23 protein-coding genes and 1 pseudogene are annotated in these 21,999 nt (G+C 64.6%); 12 read left to right on the forward strand and 12 right to left on the reverse strand.

Features of this window, described 5'->3' with window-relative positions; translation table 11 throughout:
- Positions 1–37: 37 nt before the first annotated feature.
- Together LB569_RS19140 and LB569_RS19145 are read left to right on the forward strand one after the other, a co-directional pair.
- Positions 38–448: a gamma-glutamylcyclotransferase family protein gene (locus LB569_RS19140; protein WP_224693671.1), complete on the forward strand. Its 411-nt coding sequence runs from the start codon at positions 38–40 to the stop codon at positions 446–448.
- A 131-nt stretch (positions 449–579) separates the two neighbouring features.
- Positions 580–1,410, forward strand: a complete 831-nt coding sequence (locus tag LB569_RS19145; RefSeq protein ID WP_224693705.1) for an aldo/keto reductase — start codon at positions 580–582, stop codon at positions 1,408–1,410.
- An 82-nt stretch (positions 1,411–1,492) separates the two neighbouring features.
- Here the strand turns inward: LB569_RS19145 and LB569_RS19150 are convergent, their stop codons facing one another.
- Both LB569_RS19150 and LB569_RS19155 read right to left on the reverse strand, forming a co-directional pair.
- Positions 1,493–1,867, reverse strand: a complete 375-nt coding sequence (locus LB569_RS19150; protein WP_224693672.1) for an endonuclease domain-containing protein — start codon at positions 1,865–1,867, stop codon at positions 1,493–1,495.
- Between the two features lie 104 nt (positions 1,868–1,971).
- On the reverse strand, positions 1,972–2,280 hold the full coding sequence (locus tag LB569_RS19155; RefSeq protein WP_224542742.1) for a hypothetical protein: 309 nt from the start codon (positions 2,278–2,280) through the stop codon (positions 1,972–1,974).
- A gap of 196 nt (positions 2,281–2,476) precedes the next feature.
- Between LB569_RS19155 and LB569_RS19160 the strand changes: the two genes are divergently transcribed.
- From LB569_RS19160 to LB569_RS19170, 3 genes are all read left to right on the forward strand, one after another.
- Positions 2,477–3,175, forward strand: coding sequence for a glutathione S-transferase family protein (locus LB569_RS19160; protein ID WP_224693673.1), 699 nt, complete (start codon positions 2,477–2,479; stop codon positions 3,173–3,175).
- A 340-nt stretch (positions 3,176–3,515) separates the two neighbouring features.
- The gene (locus LB569_RS19165; RefSeq protein WP_224693674.1) at positions 3,516–5,018 is read left to right on the forward strand and encodes an ATP-binding protein; all 1,503 of its coding nucleotides are present in this window, start codon (positions 3,516–3,518) and stop codon (positions 5,016–5,018) included.
- A 6-nt stretch (positions 5,019–5,024) separates the two neighbouring features.
- Complete coding sequence (locus LB569_RS19170; protein ID WP_224693675.1) at positions 5,025–5,837, forward strand: sulfotransferase domain-containing protein; 813 nt, start codon at positions 5,025–5,027, stop codon at positions 5,835–5,837.
- A gap of 25 nt (positions 5,838–5,862) precedes the next feature.
- On the opposite strand, the gene LB569_RS19175 is transcribed toward LB569_RS19170, so the two are convergent.
- Positions 5,863–6,141 (reverse strand): usg protein, encoded by a 279-nt coding sequence (locus LB569_RS19175; RefSeq protein WP_140708644.1) that lies wholly within the window; start codon positions 6,139–6,141, stop codon positions 5,863–5,865.
- Between the two features lie 341 nt (positions 6,142–6,482).
- Between LB569_RS19175 and groES the strand changes: the two genes are divergently transcribed.
- From groES to LB569_RS19210, 7 genes and pseudogenes are all read left to right on the forward strand, one after another.
- Entirely contained in the window at positions 6,483–6,797 is a 315-nt protein-coding gene (gene groES, locus LB569_RS19180) for a co-chaperone GroES (RefSeq protein WP_140709084.1), read from the forward strand.
- A gap of 57 nt (positions 6,798–6,854) precedes the next feature.
- Complete coding sequence (gene groL, locus LB569_RS19185) at positions 6,855–8,486, forward strand: chaperonin GroEL (protein WP_224542747.1); 1,632 nt, start codon at positions 6,855–6,857, stop codon at positions 8,484–8,486.
- Between the two features lie 70 nt (positions 8,487–8,556).
- Entirely contained in the window at positions 8,557–8,781 is a 225-nt protein-coding gene (locus LB569_RS19190) for a hypothetical protein (protein ID WP_224693676.1), read from the forward strand.
- A 50-nt stretch (positions 8,782–8,831) separates the two neighbouring features.
- A complete protein-coding gene (locus LB569_RS19195; RefSeq protein ID WP_318013127.1) occupies positions 8,832–9,170 on the forward strand; it encodes a DUF982 domain-containing protein in 339 nt (112 codons plus the stop codon).
- Positions 9,171–9,293: 123 nt separating this feature from the next.
- A complete protein-coding gene (locus LB569_RS19200) occupies positions 9,294–9,896 on the forward strand; it encodes a cupin domain-containing protein (protein WP_224693677.1) in 603 nt (200 codons plus the stop codon).
- Between the two features lie 706 nt (positions 9,897–10,602).
- Complete coding sequence (locus LB569_RS19205; protein WP_224542751.1) at positions 10,603–10,824, forward strand: hypothetical protein; 222 nt, start codon at positions 10,603–10,605, stop codon at positions 10,822–10,824.
- Positions 10,825–10,890: 66 nt separating this feature from the next.
- Positions 10,891–11,199: pseudogene (locus LB569_RS19210) on the forward strand (DUF1236 domain-containing protein).
- Positions 11,200–11,373: 174 nt separating this feature from the next.
- On the opposite strand, the gene LB569_RS19215 reads toward LB569_RS19210, so the two are convergent.
- From LB569_RS19215 to LB569_RS19255, 9 genes are all read right to left on the reverse strand, one after another.
- Positions 11,374–12,348 (reverse strand): nucleoside hydrolase, encoded by a 975-nt coding sequence (locus tag LB569_RS19215; protein WP_224693678.1) that lies wholly within the window; start codon positions 12,346–12,348, stop codon positions 11,374–11,376.
- Positions 12,349–12,389: 41 nt separating this feature from the next.
- The gene (locus LB569_RS19220; protein ID WP_224693679.1) at positions 12,390–13,388 is read right to left on the reverse strand and encodes an ABC transporter permease; all 999 of its coding nucleotides are present in this window, start codon (positions 13,386–13,388) and stop codon (positions 12,390–12,392) included.
- A gap of 220 nt (positions 13,389–13,608) precedes the next feature.
- Complete coding sequence (locus LB569_RS19225; RefSeq protein ID WP_224693680.1) at positions 13,609–14,580, reverse strand: ABC transporter permease; 972 nt, start codon at positions 14,578–14,580, stop codon at positions 13,609–13,611.
- Complete coding sequence (locus LB569_RS19230) at positions 14,577–16,115, reverse strand: sugar ABC transporter ATP-binding protein (RefSeq protein ID WP_224693681.1); 1,539 nt, start codon at positions 16,113–16,115, stop codon at positions 14,577–14,579. Before LB569_RS19230 ends, LB569_RS19225 begins: the two co-directional genes overlap by 4 nt.
- Positions 16,116–16,329: 214 nt before the next feature.
- Positions 16,330–17,364: an ABC transporter substrate-binding protein gene (locus tag LB569_RS19235; protein WP_224693682.1), complete on the reverse strand. Its 1,035-nt coding sequence runs from the start codon at positions 17,362–17,364 to the stop codon at positions 16,330–16,332.
- Positions 17,365–17,453: 89 nt separating this feature from the next.
- Positions 17,454–18,371: a sugar phosphate isomerase/epimerase family protein gene (locus LB569_RS19240; protein WP_224693683.1), complete on the reverse strand. Its 918-nt coding sequence runs from the start codon at positions 18,369–18,371 to the stop codon at positions 17,454–17,456.
- 20 nt (positions 18,372–18,391) lie between these two features.
- Positions 18,392–19,924 carry a mannitol dehydrogenase family protein gene (locus tag LB569_RS19245; RefSeq protein WP_224693684.1) on the reverse strand — a complete coding sequence of 511 codons (1,533 nt, stop codon included), beginning with the start codon at positions 19,922–19,924 and terminating at the stop codon, positions 18,392–18,394.
- Complete coding sequence (locus tag LB569_RS19250) at positions 19,921–20,703, reverse strand: SDR family oxidoreductase (RefSeq protein ID WP_224693685.1); 783 nt, start codon at positions 20,701–20,703, stop codon at positions 19,921–19,923. Before LB569_RS19250 ends, LB569_RS19245 begins: the two co-directional genes overlap by 4 nt.
- Before the next feature lie 304 nt (positions 20,704–21,007).
- Positions 21,008–21,901, reverse strand: coding sequence for a MurR/RpiR family transcriptional regulator (locus LB569_RS19255; protein ID WP_224542759.1), 894 nt, complete (start codon positions 21,899–21,901; stop codon positions 21,008–21,010).
- Positions 21,902–21,999: the final 98 nt, after the last annotated feature.

Here is a 21,999-nt window from a genome sequence, read left to right on the forward strand (position 1 = left end):
CTCCATGAACTTTGACGTGGCACGAGCGTTCCCGTACATGGACGAAAACCTGTTTGTCTTCGGTACACTGAAAAGGGGATTTCCGCTGCACGCCCGGGGGCTGTCCGGTGCGCGCTTTCTCGGTGCATACAAGACGCGCCAGCGCCTGCCGATGCTTGTCGCCGGCCCGCGTTTCGCTCCGATGATGTTCAATGAGCCCGGCACCGGGTTTCAGGTGCTTGGCGAACTTTACAGGGTGGATGCAAAGCGGTTGGCGAAACTCGACCGACTGGAGTCCATTGGAAAGCCCGGAAATCTGCGCGAATGCATCAGCGTGGAACCGATTGAAGGCGGACAACCGCTTCTTGCCTTGGCGTATTTCAAGGCCCGTCACTTGGCCGAGCCGGTCCATACCGGATATCTGGATTGCTATGTCGACCGCCGCTTCATCCCGTTCGAGACCGAGTAGCCTTCCCGGCGAATTCGCCATTTGTCGCAGCCGACTGGCCGATCGTTCGAGCCAGGCCTAGATATGCACCGCACGTTCGCTCGCCTGACACTCTTTGCCAATTTGCCGAGGACCCAACCATGCCAGAAACCATGCCCGAACAGATCACCTTGAACGACGGCGCCGCCATTCCCCAGCTTGGCCTTGGCGTGTGGCAGGTCGATCACGATATCACCGCGCAAGTGGTGGGCTGGGCGATCGAGGCCGGCTACCGGCTGATCGATACCGCCGAGGGTTATCAGAACGAGGAGGGCGTCGGCGAGGCGATCCGCGCCGCCGGCGTGCCGGCGGAAGAGCTGTTCATCACCTCCAAGCTGCGCAACGGCGCCCACCAGCGCGATGCGGCGCTGCGCGCCTTCGACGACACGATGAGGAAGCTCGGCGTCGAGCAGCTCGATCTGTTCCTGATCCACTGGCCGGTGCCCAGCCAGGACAAATATGTCGAGGCCTGGAAGACGCTCGTCGAGCTGAAGCAGGCCGGCCGCATCAAGTCGATCGGCGTCTCGAATTTCAATCCCGATCATCTGGAGCGCATCATCGGCGAGACGGGCGTGGTGCCAAGCGTCAACCAGGTGGAACTGCACCCCCGTTTCCAGCAGCGCGCGCTCAGGGAATTCCATGCCAAGCACGACATTCATACGGAAAGCTGGAGCCCGCTGGGCAGCGGCAAGCTGCTCGGCGACCCGACCATCGCGGGCATTGCCAGAAAGCATGGCAAGTCAGCCGCGCAGACCATGATCCGCTGGCATCTCCAGCAAGGGCTGATCGTCATTCCAAAATCGATCCAGCAGGACCGCATCGCGGCCAATTTCGATGTCTTCGATTTCGAGTTGGATGCGCAGGACCTGGAGACCATCCGAGGCATGGATTCGGCTGACGGCCGAGGCGGCCCAAACCCGGCCACGGCTTCGTTTTTGTTTTAAAGGAACCGACGGCAAAGCTGCCAATCTCCCCCCATGTGGGGGAGATGCCCGGCAGGGCAGAGGGGGGCGCTGTCCCGCCGGCCTATAAGTCGACACCGCTCAAACCTGCCGCGATGACAATATGTTGGCAGACGTTGTCGGTGTCGTGAATCACATCGTCATTCCAGAACCGCAACAGGGTCCAGCCGTCCTGTTCCAAGTACATCGTCCTGACAGTGTCATCCACTGCAACACTTTTATCGCCATGCTGCGATCCGTCGACTTCGACGACAAGCCTCTTCTGCGGGCATGCGAAGTCGACGATATAAGCGGCAATTGGAAACTGTCTGCAAAATCCCAGCCCCATAAACCGATGTGCACGAAGTTCATTCCAGAGCTTCAGCTCGGCATCCGTCATAGCCTTCCGCATCGATTTGGCGTTCGCGCGGTTTCGCGGAGGCAATGGCGTATGAGGCATAGCAGTTTCGACTACGATTGATGCCGGCGCTCTACGGCGCCCCCCTCTGTCCTGCCGGACATCTCCCCCACGAGGGGGGAGATTGGCAGCTTCGCCCCCCGGCGCTAAATTCCGGAGCCGTCCAATTGTTGCGCGTCGTCGCCTTCCCAGGGCGCCGGCATCGAGGCGCCCCGGCTGAGATTGGCCGAGGGCATCGGCATCCAGCATTTCAGCTCGGGCTCGGCATATTCGACGACGCGGCCAGGCGAGGAATCGGAAGCGCGCCAGCCTTCCTCACCGAATTGATCGGTGCGTGACCAGTAGGCAAGGTCGACTTCCGCCGGCCCCTGTTCGGATGGGCGGACCGTAACGAGGATCCGGCTGCCGTCTTTCGGCGCGCTGGACATGTGGCGCCAGCGGTCGGGTTCATCCATCGTTCTTCCTCCTGCCTTGCTGTGGGATGAAGTGTCGCCTCGCCATCGGACACGGTCAACCCAAACTTTGCGCGACCATCCCGTTTCGATGGACTGCTCGTTCCACCCCTACCATGGGGTGTATGATTTGTCGGATCGTGCCAGTCGCATCCGTCCTTGATCCGACGATGGTCGCCGGGGACAAGGAGAGGCAGACATGAGTGACAGGGTCGAGGCGATGCCGGCTGGGACGGAAACAAAACTGTATTTCAGCCGCAACCCTAATCCTCGCCTGGCGGTCGCGGTGGCGCGTCACCTCGAGGCGCAAGTGACCTTCGAATTTGCGTCGCCTTTCGCGCCGGGCCAAGCGGAGCGATTCCGGCCGCTCAATCCCAATCTTTCCCTGCCCATACTGGCGTGGCCGGGCGGTAGCCTGTGGGAGGCCGACGCCATAGCCTGTCGGCTGTCGCGCGATGCGCGCTCGAACTTCTGGCGGAGCGATGATGACGAACCCGACATGATCCGCTGGCTGAGCTGGGGCAAGGACAATTTCGCACGGGCCTGCGACATGGTGCATTTCGAGCGTGGCACCAAGCAGCGCTATCAAATCGGGCCGATCGACGCGGAAAAGGTCGGGGAGGGGCTGGACGCGTTCGGCAATGCCGCCGCGATCCTCGAGATCGAACTTGCCGAGCGGCAATGGCTGGTCGGGACGTCGGTTTCCTATGCGGACTTTCGCATGGCGACGTTCTTGCCGTTCAACGATGTCGCGGGCTTGCCGCTCGGCGATTATCCGCGGGTCAACAGCTGGTATCGGCGGCTTGAAGCCATCGACGCCTGGCGCGATCCCTTCAGGGGGCTGGATGCGCCGCGGTTGCCGCCAGTCCCGGGACAGGTCGAGCCGCATGAGCTGTAACCGAAAGGGGTGGCGACCGGCGTATACGTTGGAGAGAAACTTGAAAACGCCGGCCGCCATTTGGGGGCGTTGGGGCGCATCACGTTGGGGCGCGATGCAGGGTCAGGCTAGGCGGATGCCCGGTGTCCGCAATCGGAACGCCGTCTCATGGTGAACAGGTGGTTACTATCCACAGGCCTGGGGCGATAACCGGCAGGCGGCCAGCCTGTTTCCGGCCGTCCATTGCGGGCCACGGCAACGTTCTCTGATCTGTGCGCAACGCGAATCGCCTGGCCCGCGCGGCTCGACGGGCCGCGCTCGGGTTGATAAGCCCGTCCGTGAAGGAGCCGCTGAGTCTGACATGACCGTTGCGATCGAGATGGGACAGACGACGGCGGGCGCCCCGGCGAAGCTCGATCTCGAGGAGCTGCTGGCGACCCGCCTTCTGGTGCAGGGCAATTCCGGCTCCGGCAAGTCGCATCTGCTGCGGCGGCTGCTCGAACAGAGCGCGCCCTGGGTGCAGCAGACCATCATCGACCCCGAAGGCGACTTCGTTTCGCTGGGCGAGCGCTACGGCCATCTGGTGATCGATGCCGAGGAGCATACCGAGCGCGGCCTGCAGGCGGCTGGCGAGCGGGCGCGCATCCACCGCGTCTCCACAGTGCTCAACCTCGAAGGGCTCGATGCCGAAAACCAGATGCGGCGCGCTGCCGCCTTCCTCGGCGGGCTGTTCGAGGTCGCGCGCGACCATTGGTATCCGATGCTGGTGGTGGTGGACGAGGCGCAGCTTTTCGCGCCGGCGGTGGCCGGCGAGGTGTCCGACGAAGCACGCAAGCTCTCGCTCGGCGCCATGACCAATCTGATGTGCCGTGGCCGCAAGCGGGGGCTGGCCGGCATCATCGCCACGCAGCGGCTGGCCAAGCTCGCCAAGAACGTCGCGGCGGAAGCCTCCAACTTCCTCATGGGCCGCACCTTCCTCGACATCGACATGGCGCGCGCCGCCGATCTGCTCGGCATGGAGCGGCGGCAAGCGGAAGCGTTTCGCGATCTGGAGCGCGGTCAGTTCATGGCGCTGGGGCCGGCGCTGTCGCGGCGGCCGCTCGGCCTGCGCATCGGCCCGACCGACACCAGTCCGCGCAACGGCACGCCCAGGCTGATGGCGATGCCGGAATCAGCGCTCGAGGATGCCCGCGCCATCATCCTGGCCGCGCCGCCGCCGGAGACGATGCGCGCGCCGCGCCGGGTGGCGTCGCCGGACCTGCTGGAGCAGCTGATGGCGGCGAAAGCAGCGCCGCTCGACATCCGTCCCGAACCGGCCGGGCCGGCGCCCAGCGCCGAGGACCTGGCCGAACGGCGCGCGCGGATGGACCGCGTCCTGCGCGCCATCCTGGCCGAACCGGACGCTGGATTTCGCGTCATCGGCGTCCTCTACCAGGAATTCGTCGTGCGCTGCCGCATCGAGGGGCTGGCTTCGGTCATACCCGATCTCCAGGAATTCCGCCGCATGCTGACGCGTGCCCGTGCCGGAGTGGGGTCCGACATGGCCGAGGACGACGCATGGCGCGATGTTTCGGTGCGCGCCTCGCTGCTGCCGGAGGACATGCAAGGCGTGTTCATGATGATCGCGCGCGCGGCCAAGGAGGGCTGGCCGTGCCCGAGCGATGGCGCGATCGCGCGCGCCTATGGTTCGCACTCCATGCGCCGGGCCCGGCGCCTGCTGACCTATATCGAGGAGCAGGGCCTCATCGTCTGCCAGCTCGACGGTACGGGAAAGCGCACGGTGACGCTGGTCGAACTCGCCTGGGCCACCGCGCCGGGCGACCCCAACGCCGAGGCGGCGGAGCAGGGTAGCCTGGCGCTATGAGGGCCGATGACTAGCCCCGGGGAAACGCGGATTGAGCCCGGCGGCAATGCGGCCCGGGTCCGCATCATGGGCACGCCGCGATCCGGCACGAATCTGGCCAAGCATCTGGTCGAAACGCATCTCGGCATGCCTGTCGTCTTCGACCAGGGTTTTTGGAAGCATGGGGTCTTTCCGGCCTTGATGGACGGACGCACGCTGCAATATGGAGACCTTCCCATCATCGTGATGAGCAAGGACCCCATTACCCAGCTTCTGTCATGGTTTCGTTTCTCCCGGAACGACAGCATCTTCAGGCCAGCCAAATATCTCGGTCCCTTCCTGAACCAGCCGTTCGAAATCAGGCAGGATTTCACCCAGCCCGGGCAGATGGAGTATCGGTTCCGCTCACCTGCCGACTACTGGAACCAGTTCTACTTCGCCATGGACGCGCTTCGCCGCACCGGCGCGCCGGTGCATTTCGTCTGCTACGAGCAGCTCGTTTCTGCGCCGGCCGCTTGCCTGGCTTCCATCTCCCGATTCCTCGATCTTTCTCCGCCTTTCGACGCCGGCACCACGGTGACCATCCCGCGCCACACGATCGGCGCAAGCAACGACATCGATCGGCCCGCCGATCCGGCCGCCAAGCAGGGTCCGTTCGATCCTGCCCGAGCGGATCTGGCGGCCGCGCTCGCCAGGATCGGCTGGCGCAATGCGCGCCTCATCCTGCGCGACATCGACGAGGATGTGCTGGGTGCGACGGGCAGGCCAGGATTTCGCGAGCAATGCCGGGAAGCGGCGGGCGCGAAGGCGATGCTGCGGTCGCTGGTCGGGTTCTGGTGAGTCCCGCATGCGTGACGGCGCCGCCTTACTGGACGGTGATGACCCCGTCGACGGCCCGCCACTCCGATGGGGTTATGAGCCGGTGGTGGGCGACCTGGACGGAGTGGAGCGGCCCGTCGAGTTCGCGCGCCCAATAGGAGAGAAATTCCTTGAGTTCGGGGAATTCCGGCGCCAGGTCGTAGTCTTGCCAGACATAGAGTTGCAACAGGCTGCGATGGTCAGGCAGATGGTAATGGATTTGTGCGGTGGTCAGGCCATAGCCTTCCATCTGGAGGCGGAACTCCTTGCTGACATTTTCAACCATTCATGTCTCCTTTCGGCGGTCGTCTGAACCCAACTCTCCAAGAGGGTGAGCGGTTCCAGCGCCCACGATTGCGCCGGCTGCGGATATTTTGCTGGATCGCGGCGGAATTCAAGCGGCCGTACCCGATCCCACGAAGAATAACCTTGCGATAACAGTGTGTTGGCACTCCATCCGTGCGAGTGCTAATTTTTTTTGGCCAACCCCTTGAAACCGAAAAATGGCAAAACTAGTTCGATATGCGCGCGCGATGCCTGAACGGGTCGCCGCACCCCGCTCCGGTCCGAATTGCCGGTCCGGCGCGGAGGAACCTCAAAACCTGTTTGTCCAAAGAGGAGAACGACATGGCGTTCCGTCCATTGCATGACCGGATCCTGGTCCGCCGCATCGAGGCCGAAGAAAAGACCGCCGGCGGCATCATCATTCCCGACACTGCCAAGGAAAAACCGCAGGAAGGCGAAGTCATCGCCGTCGGCCCCGGCGCGCGCGACGACAGCGGCAAGCTGAGCGAACTGGATGTAAGGGTCGGTGACCGCATCCTGTTCGGTAAATGGTCCGGCACCGAGATCAAGCTCGACGGCGAGGACCTGCTCATCATGAAGGAAAGCGACGTGATGGGCGTGATCGAGCAGGCCGTGCAAGTGAAGAAGGCCGCATGACGGCTTCTTCGAAAATCCACCAGTCAACGAATGCTGCCTAGATAGAGGAGTAATCCAATGGCTGCCAAAGAGGTAAAATTCCACACCGAGGCTCGCGAGAAGATGTTGCGCGGCGTCGATATCCTGGCCAACGCGGTGAAGGTGACGCTCGGCCCGAAGGGGCGCAACGTCGTCATCGACAAGTCGTTCGGCGCGCCGCGCATCACCAAGGACGGCGTCACCGTCGCCAAGGAAATCGAGCTGGAGGACAAGTTCGAGAACATGGGCGCGCAGATGGTGCGCGAAGTCGCCTCCAAGACCAACGACCTTGCCGGCGACGGCACCACGACCGCGACGGTTCTCGCGCAGGCGATCGTCAAGGAGGGCGCCAAGGCTGTTGCCTCCGGCATGAACCCGATGGACCTGAAGCGCGGCATCGACAAGGCGGTGGAGGCGGTCGTCGCCGAGCTGAAGGCCAACGCCCGCAAGGTGACCCGCAATGATGAGATCGCGCAGGTCGGCACCATCTCCGCCAATGGCGACGCCGAGATCGGCCGCTTCCTCGCCGAAGCGATGGAGAAGGTCGGCAATGAAGGCGTCATCACGGTCGAGGAAGCCAAGACCGCCGAGACCGAGCTCGAAGTCGTCGAGGGCATGCAGTTCGACCGCGGCTATCTCTCGCCCTATTTCGTCACCAACCAGGACAAGATGCGCGTCGAACTCGACGAGCCCTACGTGCTGATCCATGAAAAGAAGCTCTCCAACCTGCAGGCGCTGCTTCCGGTGCTGGAAGCGGTGGTCCAGTCGGGCAAGCCGCTGCTGATCATCGCCGAGGATGTCGAGGGCGAGGCGCTGGCGACACTGGTCGTCAACAAGCTGCGCGGCGGCCTCAAGGTCGCGGCCGTCAAGGCGCCGGGCTTCGGCGACCGCCGCAAGGCCATGCTGGAGGATATCGCCATCCTCACCGGCGGCACCGCGATTTCGGAAGATCTCGGCATCAAGCTCGAGAATGTGACACTGGAGATGCTGGGCCGCGCCAAGAAGGTGGTGATCGAGAAGGAAAACACCACCATTGTCGACGGCGTCGGGCGCAAGGAAGAAATCCAGGGCCGCGTCGCGCAGATCAAGGCGCAGATCGAGGAGACCACCTCCGACTATGACCGCGAGAAGCTGCAGGAGCGGCTGGCCAAGCTCGCCGGCGGTGTCGCTGTGATCCGTGTCGGCGGCTCGACCGAGGTCGAGGTCAAGGAGCGCAAGGACCGCGTCGACGATGCGCTGCACGCGACGCGCGCGGCTGTCGAGGAGGGCGTGCTGCCGGGCGGCGGCGTCGCGCTGCTTCGGGCAAGCAAGGCGCTCGATGCGGTCCAGACGGACAATGCCGACCAGAAGACCGGTGTCGAGATCGTGCGCCGCGCCATCGAGACGCCGGTTCGCCAGATCGCGGAAAATGCCGGCGCGGAAGGCTCGATCATCGTCGGCAAGCTGCGCGAGAAGAGCGAATTCGGCTGGGGCTGGAATGCCCAGACCAATGAGTTCGGCGATCTCTATGGCCAAGGCGTGATCGACCCGGCGAAAGTGGTGCGCACGGCGTTGCAGGATGCCGCGTCGGTCGCCGGCCTGCTGGTGACCACCGAGGCGATGGTGGCCGAGAAGCCGAAGAAGGAAGCCGCCAGCCCGGCAATGCCGGCCGGCGCCGGCATGGACTTCTGAGGTCCGACCAGTCCGCCCGCTCCCTCCCTTCCGGAGAGGGAGCGGTCTTCAGTTCAAGGGAGAGAGATATATGGATGCGATGATCGAGCCTGGATCCGTGCCCGCGCCGACGCATCAGGCAAAGGAGTTCCTGGCCTATGAAACCGAATGCCGCGGTGCGCTGAAGCCGCTGCTGGCGGAATTGCTCGACAGGGCCGAAGCGGCCGGCTGGAAGCGGCGGACCGTGGCCGCGACGCTGATGTTCCTGGCGGCGCAACAGGTGTCGGAGGCGTCCGAGGCATCGACCGGCGGCTGAGCGCAGACATCCAGTCCCATTCACCCTTACGCGGCCGGCCGCGCTTTCAGATGTTCGGTTCGCCGCTGGTCCTGCACAATCGAGAGGAGGCACAAGCCATGAATCGCGGACAATTTGAAGAACCGGTGACCATTCTGGTTGGAATGGGCTTTCCGAGGAAGATCGAAAGCGTGATGGAAGCCTACGTGCTGTTGCAGGACTGGCCGGCCGCCAGCCGCAACAGCGCTCATGCCGTAGCCCTCAATGCCTGCAAGGCGGGCATCGCCGGTGAGATCGACCCCGAGACGGTGCGCGCGACGCTGGTCACCTTCGCACGCCGCAACGACATATTGCTGCCGGATATGGTTTCGCCGGCCGCCGCGCTCGGCAATGCGCTGCATGCGGGGTGAGGCGGCAGGTCCATCCAATCTTCAGCGGTCCGCCCGGCGGCCGTTGCGGGCGCGGAGCCCGCTGGAACCAAGCGATGGCCATCGGGTTCAATCTGCGTTGGTTCCCCAAGGCGAGGCGACGTCATGAGCATCCTGCAAGGCATCAAGAAAGCAGCCGAACGCGTCACCGGCGTCGCGAGACCGGACAGTCGGCAGGTGGCTGATCTTGCCAGCCCACGAAAACCGAACGAGTTCAGGTTTGGCGATGACGGCCTGGTGCCCAACCATCCGTCTTGGCCGCTTGTCGTCTATCGCGGCGCCGTGAGGTTACCGGAAGACTTCGATCCCGCGGCTGTCCTGGAGGCTCTTTTTGAGGCCAATGGTTGGGGGGACAGCTGGCGCGACGGCATCTACGACTATGTCCACTACCATTCGCGCATTCACGAGGTGCTCGGCGTGGCGCGCGGCACGGCGAAAGTCCAATTCGGCGGCAAGAAGGGCCGGACGCTGGCCCTAAAGGCCGGCGATGTCGCGGTTCTTCCGGCCGGCACCGGGCACCAGCGCCTCTCCGCCTCCGACGACTTTCTCGTCGTTGGCGGCTATCCGCCGTCCGGTACCTATGACGAATGCACGACCACCGCCGATCACGCCAAAGCGGTGGCGACGATCCCCAAAGTCGGCCGGCCGCGCAAGGACCCGGTCTATGGAAGCAAAGGCCCGCTGCTTTCGCTGTGGAAAAAAGATTGAGTTCGCCGGAGCGAAAGCCTCCCTAAGATCGAAGCCGCGGCAGGCCAAGGTGGCCGGCTAACGAATGACACCGCTCCGGTGGAACACGCTCGGCTGTTGGAAGTTAGGGTCCTGTCGAGTGCTTTATCAACGGACTGGTAAACGGCGAGAGCCCGCCTTCGGTTAACGCCGGGGCGGGTTCTTTCTTTCGGGCTGAGCCTGTCGGGATTGAACCGTGGCGCGCGGGGAACCTGCGGACAGACGACTGATACCTTCTACATTCCGTGGATCAGGGCAACATAGATTGCCGGGGCAAGTGTCAGGCAGATCGCCATTCCCACGACAACCGCGATGGCCAGGCGCTCGGTTCGCCTGACAAGATCGGCAATGTCGGCGTCCTCGGTCAAACAGGCGGACCAGACGGAGGGAATCTCCGAGGCCCGAGCATCATTATCATTCGCGGGGCGATTGTCGTCGCGGGTGCTCGGTCTCTGGGCTGATGTCACTGCTTGCCTCGCTCTCAAAATATCCGGCAATCAAGCTGGATCCGTGAGGATCGATGATTGACTGTGCTCTGGCGAGCAAACGTAACGTGTGGGCCAGGCGTGAGTTGCGCGCATAAGACTTCAGTCCGGTCAGCTCCTGGACCTAAGGCTCACCCGGGAACGCAATGCAGCGAAAGCCGTTGCTGACCAGTGGTAACTCAAGAATAGGAGAGGATAAAACCATGGCTGAAGGCCCAACTGTTGTTAACTCTGGTGGTGGTGGCGGTACCGCGGTCGCAATTGTTCTTGCAATCATCGCTATCGTGGTCCTGCTGATATTTACAGGCGTCATCAATATCGGTGGCAGCGGGAAGAACATCGACGTTAAAGTTGAAGCGCCAAAGGTTGAGGCTCCGGCCACTTCAGCGCCAGCGAAGCCGGCCGCACCTGCCAATGGCGGCTGATTGGCGGCAGCAGAGGCCGGAATTGTTCTGGTCTTGGAAAACGTTCTTGATTCACAAAGGACCGTCATGAAAGGACATCTTGTCGGCGCCGTAGCGGCTGTCGCGCTTGTGGCTGGAATTGGTGCTTCCTTCGCGGGCGACGTCGTAGTTCTCAAACCTGAGTAGCAGACGGTCGTCCGCAAATACATCCACAAGCAAAAACTCGCATCGGTGAGCCTGCTCGGCGTCGACTTCAATGTTGGCACCGCTCTGCCTGATGCTGTCGAGCTTCACACAATCGACGTCCCCGACGGCAGATACAACTACACCCTTGTCGGGGACCATGTGGTTCTGGTGGACCCCGATACACGCAGGGTCGTGCAGATCATCGAGTGATGCTGGTAGCTCGCCCCTGGTCAACGGGGGTAGTCCGCCGTGCCTCAAATGGCGCGGCGGGCTTTCTATACGGCGCCACGTAGTCCTGCGAAAATCGCCGAACCACCACACGGTGATGTGACCTTCAACTGAACCGTTGCCACCACCCGGCTCGTGCGAGCAACGGGCCGTCCATCAGGCCTTGGCGCGGGTCAACCGCTCCAGCGCATCCACAATCAGGTCGCAGAATTTCGGATGGTCGAGCTCCATCGCCACGGTGTGGCGGAAGTCGACCTGCTCGCTCGCCGTGCCGCCGAAATGGTGCATGCCGCCCATCTTCTCGAAATTGCAGACCGTCATGCCCTTGGTCCAGCGGCCGGCGATCTCGACGCGGATATCGGCCTTCTCGGTGGTGAAGACGCTCCCGTCGATCATGGCCGCGACGCAGCATGCGTCATGGACGGCGGGATACTCGATCTGCAGCAGGCCGCCATGCGTGGTCGCTATGAACTCCCAGATGTCGAGGATGAACTTGGCGATCGGGCCGCCGACGGCGCGCACCCGGTCCTGCAGCGCCTTGGTGGCCAAGGCCTGGTGCGTGAGGTCGAGCCCCACCATGGTGACGTCCCAACCGGCGCGGAACACCACATCGGCGGCCTCCGGGTCGGCATAGACGTTGAACTCGGCCGCCGGCGTGATGTTGCCCCTGTTATAGGCTCCGCCCATCGCGACCACCCGCTTCACCCGCTCGACGATGCGCGGATCCTTGCGAATGGCGAGCGCGATGTTGGTGTAGGGACCCACCGGCACCAGCGTGACAGTTTTCGGCTCATGCGCCATGACGGTGTCGATGATGAAGTCGACGGCATGCCGCGTGTCGAGTTCGAACGAGGCGGGCGGCAGGACGGGACCGTCGAGCCCGGTATCGCCATGGATTTCGACGGCCAGGACCTGGCCGCCGATGAGCGGGCCGGGAGAGCCCTTCGCCACCGGCACCTTGATGCCATAGGCGGTGCACACGGCCAGCGCATTGCGCGTGGTGTTCTCGACATTGTGGTTGCCGGACACCGTGGTGATGCCGAGAAGATCGATATTCGGATTGCCGGCCGCGAGCAGGATGGCGATGGCGTCGTCGTGCCCGGGATCGCAATCCAGGATGATCTTTTCCATGGTGTCGTCTCCCTTGTCGGCCGCCCGTCAACAGTCCCGGCCTATTTGTCCTCGACAATGCGCAGATACGCCGCCGTGACGAACAGCACGATCAACCCGAACAAGATCCTTCTCGCGCCTTCCGGCATTTGCAGGATGGTCAGCAGCGTCGTCAGCACGGTCAGGATCAGCGCGCCGATGATGGTGCCGGTGTAGCCGCCGCGGCCGCCGAAGATGGAGGTGCCGCCGATGACGGCCGCCGCCACCGAGGGCAGGACCAGGGGCTCGGCGAGCGACAGCGACGGCGCCTTGATCAGTCCGATATAGAGCAGGCCGGTGATGCCGGCGAGCAGGCTGGAGGTGACGTAGAGCGCCGTGATGACCTGCCAGTATTGCACGCCCGACAGGCGGGTGGCGCGCTCATTGTCGCCGACGGCGTAGAGCAGGCGGCCGAAGCCGGTGCGGGCGAGCGTGAAGACGATCAGCGCCGCCAGCGGCACGAACAACAGCAAGGCGTTGGGCAAGGCAAAGCCAAGTATGGGGGTGACACCCGTGCCCAGCCAGGCGAGGAAATCGGGGATCTTGGCGCCCGACGCGATCACCGTGCGCTGGTAGACCTGCAGGCATCCGGTGCCGATCAGGCTGGTGCCCAGCGTCATGATCAGCGGATGGACGCGGAAGACGCCGACGCCGATGCCGTTGACGAGGCCGATCAGCACCGCCGGCATCATCGCCAACAGGAACGCCACGGCCGGGTCCTGGTTGACGATCTGCGTCGCCATGATGAAGGCGCTCATCGTCGCCACCGTGCCGACCGACAGGTCGATGCCGCCGGTCAGCATGGTCATGGTCTGGCAGCCGGCGAGGATCGCCAGCGGAATGGCGAATTTGATGGTGTTGGCGATCCAGCGCTCGTTGACGATGCCGGGGCGCAGGATCTGCAGGATGACCACCAGGATGACCAGCAGGATGATCAGCGGGATGAGTGGCCGGTCGGCCATGAAGCGCTTTATGCGGCGGCCGAAGGGGAGGGGCGAGGGGGTGATCGCGGTGCTGCTCATGGGGTTTGCCCGATGTTCTGGGAGGGTAGCGCTCTACGGCGCCCCCCTCTGGCCTGCCGGCCATCTCCCCCTCTAGTGGGGAGATTGGCTGTTGTCGCGGCTTTCGCCAATCTCCGCCGTCGCAAGAATGAGCGCGGCGCCAAAGCTGCCAATCTCCCCCCTAGAGGGGGAGATGTCCGGCAGGACAGAGGGGGGCGCCGTAGAGCACTACTCTCCCTCATCATTGCCGCCCCCGCATGGTAATAAACGCCCCAAACATCACGACCGCCACCATGATGGCGCCTTCGATAATGGCGGTGACGTTGGGGTCGATGGCGAGCAAGGTGAGATCGGTGCGCACCAGGCGCAGCACGAAGACGGCGACGATGGGGCCGAGGAGGCCGCCCTTGCCGCCGCCGAGCGCCACGCCGCCCAGCACCACGGCGGCGACGCTGGCCAAGAGATAGGGGCCGGGGATGGGCGCGCCGATGCCGGTGCTCATGGTCAGCGCCAGCCCGCCCATGGCCGCGAACAGCCCGGACAGCGCGTAGGCGATGACCCTCGTGCGGGCGACAGGCACGCCTGAGCGGAACGCCGCCAACTCGCTGGAGCCAATGGCATAGATGGAGAGGCCGAGGCGCGAGCGCCTGAGCGGGATCCAGATCACGCAGAGGCAGACGATCAGCACCAGCAGCGCCTTGGGCAGCCAGGCGTCGATGGCGTCGGGCAGGCCGGGGATCGGTACGGTGCCCGAGATCAGCGCCTTCAGCCATTCGGCGGCACCGCCGCCAGGCGCGCCGAGCACCAGCAGGGCCGCCCCTTGAAGCACGAACAGCATGGCGAGCGTGACGACAATGTCGGGCACGCGGGTGACGACGATGAGCAGGCCGTTGAGCGCGCCCAGGATAAAACCCATGGCCAGCACGAAAGGCACCACGAACAGCGCGTATTGCTCCGAGGCGCCGGCCATCATCGAGGCGGCGGTGACGCTGGTCAGCGCCATCATGGCGGCGACCGAAAGGTCGATGCCGCCGGCGATGACCACCACGGTCTGCGCGGCGACGGCGAAGGCGTAGGGCAGGACGGCCCGCGCCAGCGAGCCGAAATCGCCGCTGCCATAGCCAGGCTGGATGATCTTGGTGGCGATGAACAGGACGATGAGCAGGGCGAACAGGCCTGTTACCCAGCCCTGGCGGCGCAGGAAATGGTTCATGGCGTCGTCCCCGAAGACGGCGATTGGGGATCGGCCAATATGCCGATATCGGCCTTGGCGCCGCGCGGCAGGCCGTAGGCGGCGCGCATCAGCGCCGGCTCGTCGGCCTCCTCGACCGGAAAGATGTCGACGAGACGGCCGCCGAAGATGACGATGACGCGGTCGCAGACGCGCTGCACCTCTTCGAGCTCCGAGGTGTAGAACAGGACCGACTTGCCGTTGCCGGCGAGCTCGCGCATCAGATGATAGATCTCCTGCTTGGTGCCGACATCGATGCCGCGCGTCGGGTCGAAGCACAGGATGGTGCGGGCGTCCGCCGCGATCCAGCGGGCGATGGTCACCTTCTGCTGGTTGCCGCCGGACAGGCGCTGCACCTCGCCTTGCGCGCGGGTGTCGATCTGCAGGCGCTGGATGGCGCTTGCCACCGTGGCGCGCTCCTTGCGCATATGGATAGGCCCCCAGTTGCGCAGGGCGGCGCTGAAGGGGAGCGCGATGTTCTCGCGCACCGAGCGCTGCATGGCGAGCGCCTCGGACCGGTCGCCCGGCACATAGGCGATGCCTGAGCGGATGGCGTCGATCGGGTGGGTGAATTTCACTGGGCTGCCGTCGACCTCGATCGTGCCGCCCGATGGCTTGATCGAGCCGGCAAGGGCGGCGAACAATTCATCCTGGCCCTGGCCTTCGAGCGCCACGACGCCAGCGACCTCGCCGTCGGCGAGATCGAAGGAGACATCGCTGAGCTTGGTGCCGACGCGCAGGTTTTTCACGGTGATGCGCGGTCGGGCAGCGGGGCGGGCCTTGTCCGCGGCGCTGCGGGCGGCGACATGGGTCTTGACGATGCGGGTGCCGAGCATCAGCTCGACGATCTTTTCCTCGACACCGGGTTCGATGTCGACGACGCCCACGGTCGCGCCGTCGCGCAGCACGGTGGCGCGGTCGCAGAGCGCCGCTATCTCGACGAAGCGGTGCGAGATGAAGATCACGGCGCGGCCGGCGTCACCCTGGCGGCGCACCACTTCCAGCACCTTTTCGGCAAGGTTGGCTGGCAGCGCCGCCGTCATCTCGTCGAGCAGCAGCACGTCGGGCTCGACGGCGAGCGCGCGGGCAAGGTCAAGCACGCGCAATACGGCGAGCGGAATGTCGCGCGCGGTGTCGCGCAGGTCGAGGTCTGATATGCCGAGCTCGCGCACCCAGGCGCGGAACGGCTCGACCGGCGTGCCGGTGAGCCTGAGATTGGACAGCACGTCGAGATCCGGGATCAGCGACGGCTCCTGGTAGACCGGCAGCAGCCCGGCGCGGCGGGCGGCGGCGGGCGAGCGGATGTCGCGGGCTTCGCCCCGGATCAGGATGTGGCCGGCGTTGGCTGATATGGCCCCGGTCAGGATCTTCACCAGCGTCGACTTGCCGGCGCCATTAGCGCCCATCAGCGCATGCACCTCGCCCGGCAGAACGGAGAGCGAGGCGTCCCGCAGGGCGGCGACCGCGCCGTAGTTCTTGGCAACGCCGGAGGCGTCGAGGAGGGGGCTGGTGGTCAAATTGTTCGGTTCTCGATTTATGAGGTCGAATAATTAGAAATGTCGGCGCCGCCCCTCACCTGCCTGCCGGCATCCTCTCCCCGTATAGAGACGGGGAGAGGGGGGCTTGTCGCCGGCGTTGCGGCCAGCTTCTCTCTCCCCGTTCACGGGGAGAGATGTCCGGCAGGACAGTGAGGGGCAGCGCCGACGGATGATGGTCAGCGGGAGCCCAGCCTTACTCCCCCGGCCCCTTGCAGGCGACGATCTGCTCCTTGGTGTAGGTCGTCCAGTCCGGGATCGAGATCGAGACCGGCCATTCGGGGCTGAGCGACGGATCGGCGGCGGCCTTCAGCTTGGCCTTGCCTTCGTCGGTGGCGTTGTCCCAGAGTTGCGGGTCGACCAGCACGGTCTGCTGGGCCGGCTTCTTGCCGTCGAGGATCTGCAGCGCCAGCGTCACACCGGCACCGCCGATCGAGCCGGGGTTGGTCACCGCAGCACCCACAAGGCCCTTGACCGAGCCCAACTGGCCGACGAAGCCGGCATTGTCGGCGCCGACCACCGGCACCAGCGGCGCCTGCGATTCGACCAGCGCGTCGACGATGACGTTGTCGATGCCCGAGGTCCAGACGCCGTTGAACGGCGTGCCGGTGGCCAGGAACGACAGCATCTGCTGCTTGGCCTGGTCCTGCTGCCAGCCGGTGAAGACTTCCTGCGCGACCTTGACGTCCGGGAATTCGGCCAGCGCCTTCTTGAAGCCTTTGTCGCGATCGCTGTCGGCCGACGCGCCGGCGGCACCGCGCATGTAGAACACCTCGCCCTTGCCGCCCATCTGCTGGAACAGCCATTTGGCGCCGAGATAGGCGTATTGTTCCTGGTTGTTGGAGATGATGTAGGCCGATGGCTCGGTGACCGCCTGGTCGACGGCGACGACGACAATGCCGGCCTTGGTGGCTTCTTCCAGGCCCGCCTTGATGCCGGCCGGATCGGCCGGGTTGACGACGATGGCGTTGACCTTGGCGCTGATCAGGTTGCGGATGTCCTCGAGCTGGCCGGCCGCATCTGTGTTGCGGTGGGCGATGTTGAGCTTGGTGACTTCGCCCGACGCCAGCGCCTGCGCCTTCATGGCGCAGACCATTTCCTCGCGCCAGCCATTGCCCTGCACGGTGTTGGAAATGCCGATCGTGTATTTGCCTTCGGCCAATGACACGCCCATCGAGGCCAGCAGGGCGGCGCCCGCAAGCAGCGGAACCATGGTCAGTATCTTCTTCATGTCAGACTTCCTCCACATTGTTTTTCAGTTCAGTTCCAACCCGTTAAGCCGCGCCACTCAAAAACAGAGTCAAGTGGCCCGGCTTGCCGTCATTTGACGAAAGGACGCAGCACGTCGCGGGCGAGCAGAAACCCCCGCTTCACCTGCTCGTCGCTGCCTTCAAATCGTCTGTCTTCGTGTTCGATAATGACGGAGCCGTCATAGCCGGCGCGGTAGAGGCCGGAGAAGAAGCCGCTCCAGTCGACATCGCCCAGCCCCGGCATGCGCGGCACTTGCCAGCCTATGCCGGCCGAAAGGATTCCGCGCTCGTACAAACCATCATGATCAATCATCAGGTCCTTGGCATGGACATGCAGCATATAGGGGCCGAATTCCCGGATGAATCGGCCCTGGTCGATCATCTGCCAGACCAGGTGCGAGGGGTCGAAATTCATGCCGACATCGCCGCCCCAGCTCTCCAGGATGCGGCGCCATACCTGCGGTGAATAGGCGATGTTGTGCCCGCCCGGCCATTCGTCATAACTGAAGATCATCGGGCAGTTCTCGAAGGCGAGTTTGACGCCATGGCCGCGCGCATGGGCGACGATCTCGGGCCAGATCTTCAGCGCGTCCTGCCAGTTGACGTCGACGGTTTTCGAGGCATCGCCGCCGCAGAAGGTGTTGACGACCGGCACGCCCATATTGGCGGCGAGCACGATCACCTTCTTCAGGTGGCCGATGACCGCCTCGCGGTGCGCGGCATCGGGATGCAGCGGGTTGGGGTAGTAGCCGAGGCCGGAAATGGAGATGTTCTTTTCCGACAGCGAGGCGACTATCTCCTTCGCCTGCGAGGCCGAGGTGCCATCTGCATCGATATGGCTGGTGCCGGCATAGCGGCGGGTGGCGCCGGAGGTTTTGGGCCAGCAGGCGATCTCCAGCGCCTCGAAGCCGACAGAGCTTGCCCAGCCGGCGACATCGCCAAGCGGCGTGTCCGCGAATGGTGCCGTGAGCACACCAAGTTTCATCATGCCTCCCCTAAAGCCAGTGCCTATAATGCCGATTGTTTGGATCGCTTCAACCTCGCGACCTCATCTTGTTGAAGACTGCGACGGACGGCCGCCATCGGATCGCCCGAAAGCAGCTCTCCAAGTGCCGAAGTCACCGCCTCGCGAAACGTCTCGTCAGCGGCAAGGCCGGGATCGAAAATCGTGTCTATGGCCAGGACGGCGGAAGCCAGCATCGGCGCATCACGGCCCGCCGCGTCGGCGATCGCGGCGACCTTGCCGGCATAGGGGTCGGATACCGTCCAGCGTTTGCCGAAGCGCGCCGAGGCCAGGATGAGATAGGCCATCCAGCCGGCCGCCGGCACCGACAGAAGGCCGATGCCGGCGCCTTGCTTCAGCCGGTCGCGGATCGGGTTGAGCAGGCGCTGGACGATCTTCTGCGATCCATCGGTGGCGATCTGGTGGTTGCGGTGGCGGATCGCGGTGTTCTTCAACCGGCCAAGGCTCTGCTCGATATAGGCATGCGGCTCCACGCCCGGCACCGGCGTCAGCGTCGGCAGTGTCTCCTCGACCAGCATGCGCCTGACGAAGACCGAAAGCAGCGGATCGGCGATGGCGTCCGATGTGTGTTCGAGCCCCGCCAGCACGCCCAGCGTGGCGAGTGTCGTCTGGGCGCCGTTCAGGACCCGCATCTTGAGATGCTCGAACGGCGTGACGTCGTCGACGAAGGTCGCGCCGGCCAGGTCCCAGCGCGGCACGCGGCCGGCGAATTTCCGTTCGATCACCCATTGCCGGAAGGGTTCGCCGACGGCGACGGCGCCATCGCGATAGCCATAGCGCTGTTCGACGCTGTCGAGGTCCTGCCGGGTCACCGCCGGCGCGATGCGATCGACCATGGCCGAGGGGAAGGCGGCATTGGCCGCGATCCAGTCGGCCAGGCCATCGCCGCGCTTTTCGGCAAAGCTCCGCACGACATTTTCCAGGATGACGCCATTGGCCGGGATGTTGTCGCAGGAGAGCAGCGTCAGCTTTCGGCCATGCGTTGACCGGCGCAGTTCAAGCGTCCGAACGAGAATGCCGGGCACGCTGCGCGGCGCCTGCGGGTTGGCGAGGTCGTGGACGATGTCGGGATGATCGAGATCGAGCGCGCCGGTCGACGGGATGTGGCAATAGCCTTTTTCCGTCACCGTCATCGTCACCAGGTCGATGTCGGGCGAGGCGAGCACGGCGAGCGCCGGATCGGGGCTTTCCAGGCTGTCGGCCACTTTCACGATGGAGCCGATGACGCGCGCCTCGACATGGTCGTTGTCGCGGATCAGCCTTGTGTAGAGCCCGCTCTGGCGGCCAAGCGTATCGGCGAGCGCGGGCGGGCGGATGTTGATGCCGACGATGCCCCAGCGATCGAATTTCAGCGAGAGCAGGTCGTCGGTGTATTCGGCCTGGTGGCAGCGGTGGAAGGCGCCGACGCCGAGATGGGCCATGCCGGGTGACAGTGATGCGCGGTCATAGGTCGGCTTTTGCACGGCGGCGGGAAGCCGCTCCAGCAGGCCAGGCCCAAGCGTTTCGATGGCGCTCACCGGTTCGCCCCGATCACCGCCTGCTCCTGGTCGATCACCGCGCCGGTCATCGGCCCGGCCGCGTCGGAAAGCAGGAAGACGGCGAGGTTGGCGATATCGTCCGGTCTGAGCAGCCGGCCAAAGGGCTGCGCGGCGTTGGCGGCATCCAGCCAGCCCGGGCCGTTGCCCAGCGTGTCGGCCTGCATCACCCGTTCGGCCGGCGTGTCGGTCCAGCCGACATTGATGCCGTTGACGCGGATGCGGTCGAAGCGGTGGGCGTTGGCGGCATTCTTGGTCAGCGTCGCCAGCGCGCCCTTGGTGGCGGAATAGACGGCGAGTTCCGGCGAGCCGCAATGAGCGTTGATCGACAGGATGTTGACGATGGCACCGCCCTGGCCGCGTTTCTTCATGTCGGCGATCGCGGCCTGCATCAGGAAAAACGGTGCGCGCGCGTTGACGGCGAACAGCGCCGCCCAGTCGTCCAGCGTCGCGTCGAGGAAGGAGGCGCGGTCGGTCAGGCCGGCGGCGTTGACCAGGCCGTCGATACGGCCGAAGCGGTCTATGCAGGCCCGCGCCAACAAGGCTGGGGTTTGCGGGTCTCCAAGGTCGGCGGCGACGAAGATTGTCGGCGTGCCCAATTGCGAAAGCTCCGCCGCCACTGCATCGCCGCGCTTGCTGTCGCGGCCGGTGATCAGCAGGCCACCGGCGCCGGCACGCGCCAGCGCCTCGGCGGTCGCCCGGCCGATGCCTTGCGTCGAGCCGGTGACCAGCACGATCTTGCCTTGGAGATGAAGCTCCATTCCTCCTCCCGGAACAAAGTTTCTATTTTTTGAAATATGGAACAGGATTTCCCGGCAGTCAATTGTGCCTGTGGCGACAATTGCCATGGTTGGCGCTGCCCCTCATCGCCCTGCCGGGCACTTCTCCCCGTATAGTGACGGGGAGAAGGGGCTGGTCGCAACGCCGGCGCCTTTCTTGCAGCGTGAAAAAATGGCGAAATCGCCTGACACAGCGTCCCTCTCCCCGTCACTATACGGGGAGAGGATGCCGGCAGGCAGGTGAGGGGCAGCGCTGACTTTCCGGAGTAACCCGCCCCATTCCCCCTCATTTCGCGCGCTTTGCCGCCACCCCTTGGACCAGTGCCATGCCGACGGCCAGCGAGGCGGCCAGCGAGCGGAAACCGGCGAAGTCGGATTCCACCACTTCCAGCCAGCTGTCCGACAGCCGGATCAGCGGCGAAAAGGTCGAGTCGGTGATGGTGACGATGCGGGCCTTGCGCTCATGCGCCACCGCGACCAGATCGGGCGTGATCGAATTGTAGGGGCTGAAGGACACTGCCAGCACGGCGTCGCGCGCGCCGATGCAGCCGACCTGGTCGAGCGCGGTCGAGCCGACATTGTCGACCAGCACGTTGCGCACGCCCTGCTGCGAAAGCGTCAGCGAGAGATAGGTGGTGACGGGGAAGGCGCGCTTGGAGCCGATGACATAGATCAGGTCCGCTCCGGCCAGCAGCGTCACCATCTTCTCGAAGCTTTCGACATCGAAGCCGGCCTCGATGCGGCCGAGCGAGGCCTGCGAGGCGCCGACCATGCCGTGCAGGAAATGCAAGGCGGCGTTGGGCTCGGCCTCGGCGCGCGGCTCGCCACGGCCTTCCGGCCAGGATCCCTTGACGTGGTCCTTGAACAGGCCCTGAAAATCGGAAAAGCCGGAATAGCCGAAGATCTGCGCGAAGCGCACCAGCGTCGAGGGCTGCACGCCGGCCTGCGACGCCACCTGGGCGATGGTGCCGAGCGCGACTTCGCTCGGATGCTGCCACAGGAAGATCGCCACCTGGCGCAGGCGCTTGGGGAAATGCACCGTGCCGGACGACAGCACCGCACGCAGTTCCTCATAGGTCTGCGGTTGTATATAGCCCAGGGCCGCCAGCGAACGCCCGCGCTTGCGCGTCGCCGCCTCGTCGGCACTGGATCGTCCGGATGGTTTTCTCGCCCCGCTCATGAATTCAGGCTAGCGCGATACGATCGTTTTACAATATGGATTTTGGAAATCCTGTTCGAAGGTGGGGAGGCGAGGGCTCGGCGGTTTCGTCATCCCAG

The sequence above is a fragment of the Mesorhizobium sp. BH1-1-4 genome, from assembly GCF_020165665.1.
GTDB lineage: Bacteria > Pseudomonadota > Alphaproteobacteria > Rhizobiales > Rhizobiaceae > Mesorhizobium.

Bases quoted from the DNA above. Each gene is read 5' to 3' on its own strand.
- LB569_RS19240 (WP_224693683.1), bottom strand. From the start codon at position 18,371: ATGATGAAACTTGGTGTGCTCACGGCACCATTCGCGGACACGCCGCTT.
- LB569_RS19150 (WP_224693672.1), bottom strand. From the start codon at position 1,867: ATGCCTCATACGCCATTGCCTCCGCGAAACCGCGCGAACGCCAAATCG.
- LB569_RS19155 (WP_224542742.1), bottom strand. From the start codon at position 2,280: ATGGATGAACCCGACCGCTGGCGCCACATGTCCAGCGCGCCGAAAGAC.
- LB569_RS19165 (WP_224693674.1), top strand. From the start codon at position 3,516: ATGACCGTTGCGATCGAGATGGGACAGACGACGGCGGGCGCCCCGGCG.
- LB569_RS19140 (WP_224693671.1), top strand. From the start codon at position 38: ATGGACGAAAACCTGTTTGTCTTCGGTACACTGAAAAGGGGATTTCCG.
- LB569_RS19175 (WP_140708644.1), bottom strand. From the start codon at position 6,141: ATGGTTGAAAATGTCAGCAAGGAGTTCCGCCTCCAGATGGAAGGCTAT.
- LB569_RS19145 (WP_224693705.1), top strand. From the start codon at position 580: ATGCCCGAACAGATCACCTTGAACGACGGCGCCGCCATTCCCCAGCTT.
- LB569_RS19170 (WP_224693675.1), top strand. From the start codon at position 5,025: ATGACTAGCCCCGGGGAAACGCGGATTGAGCCCGGCGGCAATGCGGCC.
- LB569_RS19220 (WP_224693679.1), bottom strand. From the start codon at position 13,388: ATGAGCAGCACCGCGATCACCCCCTCGCCCCTCCCCTTCGGCCGCCGC.
- LB569_RS19160 (WP_224693673.1), top strand. From the start codon at position 2,477: ATGAGTGACAGGGTCGAGGCGATGCCGGCTGGGACGGAAACAAAACTG.
- LB569_RS19195 (WP_318013127.1), top strand. From the start codon at position 8,832: ATGTTCGGTTCGCCGCTGGTCCTGCACAATCGAGAGGAGGCACAAGCC.
- groES (WP_140709084.1), top strand. From the start codon at position 6,483: ATGGCGTTCCGTCCATTGCATGACCGGATCCTGGTCCGCCGCATCGAG.
- LB569_RS19215 (WP_224693678.1), bottom strand. From the start codon at position 12,348: ATGGAAAAGATCATCCTGGATTGCGATCCCGGGCACGACGACGCCATC.
- LB569_RS19205 (WP_224542751.1), top strand. From the start codon at position 10,603: ATGGCTGAAGGCCCAACTGTTGTTAACTCTGGTGGTGGTGGCGGTACC.
- LB569_RS19225 (WP_224693680.1), bottom strand. From the start codon at position 14,580: ATGAACCATTTCCTGCGCCGCCAGGGCTGGGTAACAGGCCTGTTCGCC.
- LB569_RS19235 (WP_224693682.1), bottom strand. From the start codon at position 17,364: ATGAAGAAGATACTGACCATGGTTCCGCTGCTTGCGGGCGCCGCCCTG.
- LB569_RS19200 (WP_224693677.1), top strand. From the start codon at position 9,294: ATGAGCATCCTGCAAGGCATCAAGAAAGCAGCCGAACGCGTCACCGGC.
- groL (WP_224542747.1), top strand. From the start codon at position 6,855: ATGGCTGCCAAAGAGGTAAAATTCCACACCGAGGCTCGCGAGAAGATG.
- LB569_RS19255 (WP_224542759.1), bottom strand. From the start codon at position 21,901: ATGAGCGGGGCGAGAAAACCATCCGGACGATCCAGTGCCGACGAGGCG.
- LB569_RS19190 (WP_224693676.1), top strand. From the start codon at position 8,557: ATGGATGCGATGATCGAGCCTGGATCCGTGCCCGCGCCGACGCATCAG.
- LB569_RS19250 (WP_224693685.1), bottom strand. From the start codon at position 20,703: ATGGAGCTTCATCTCCAAGGCAAGATCGTGCTGGTCACCGGCTCGACG.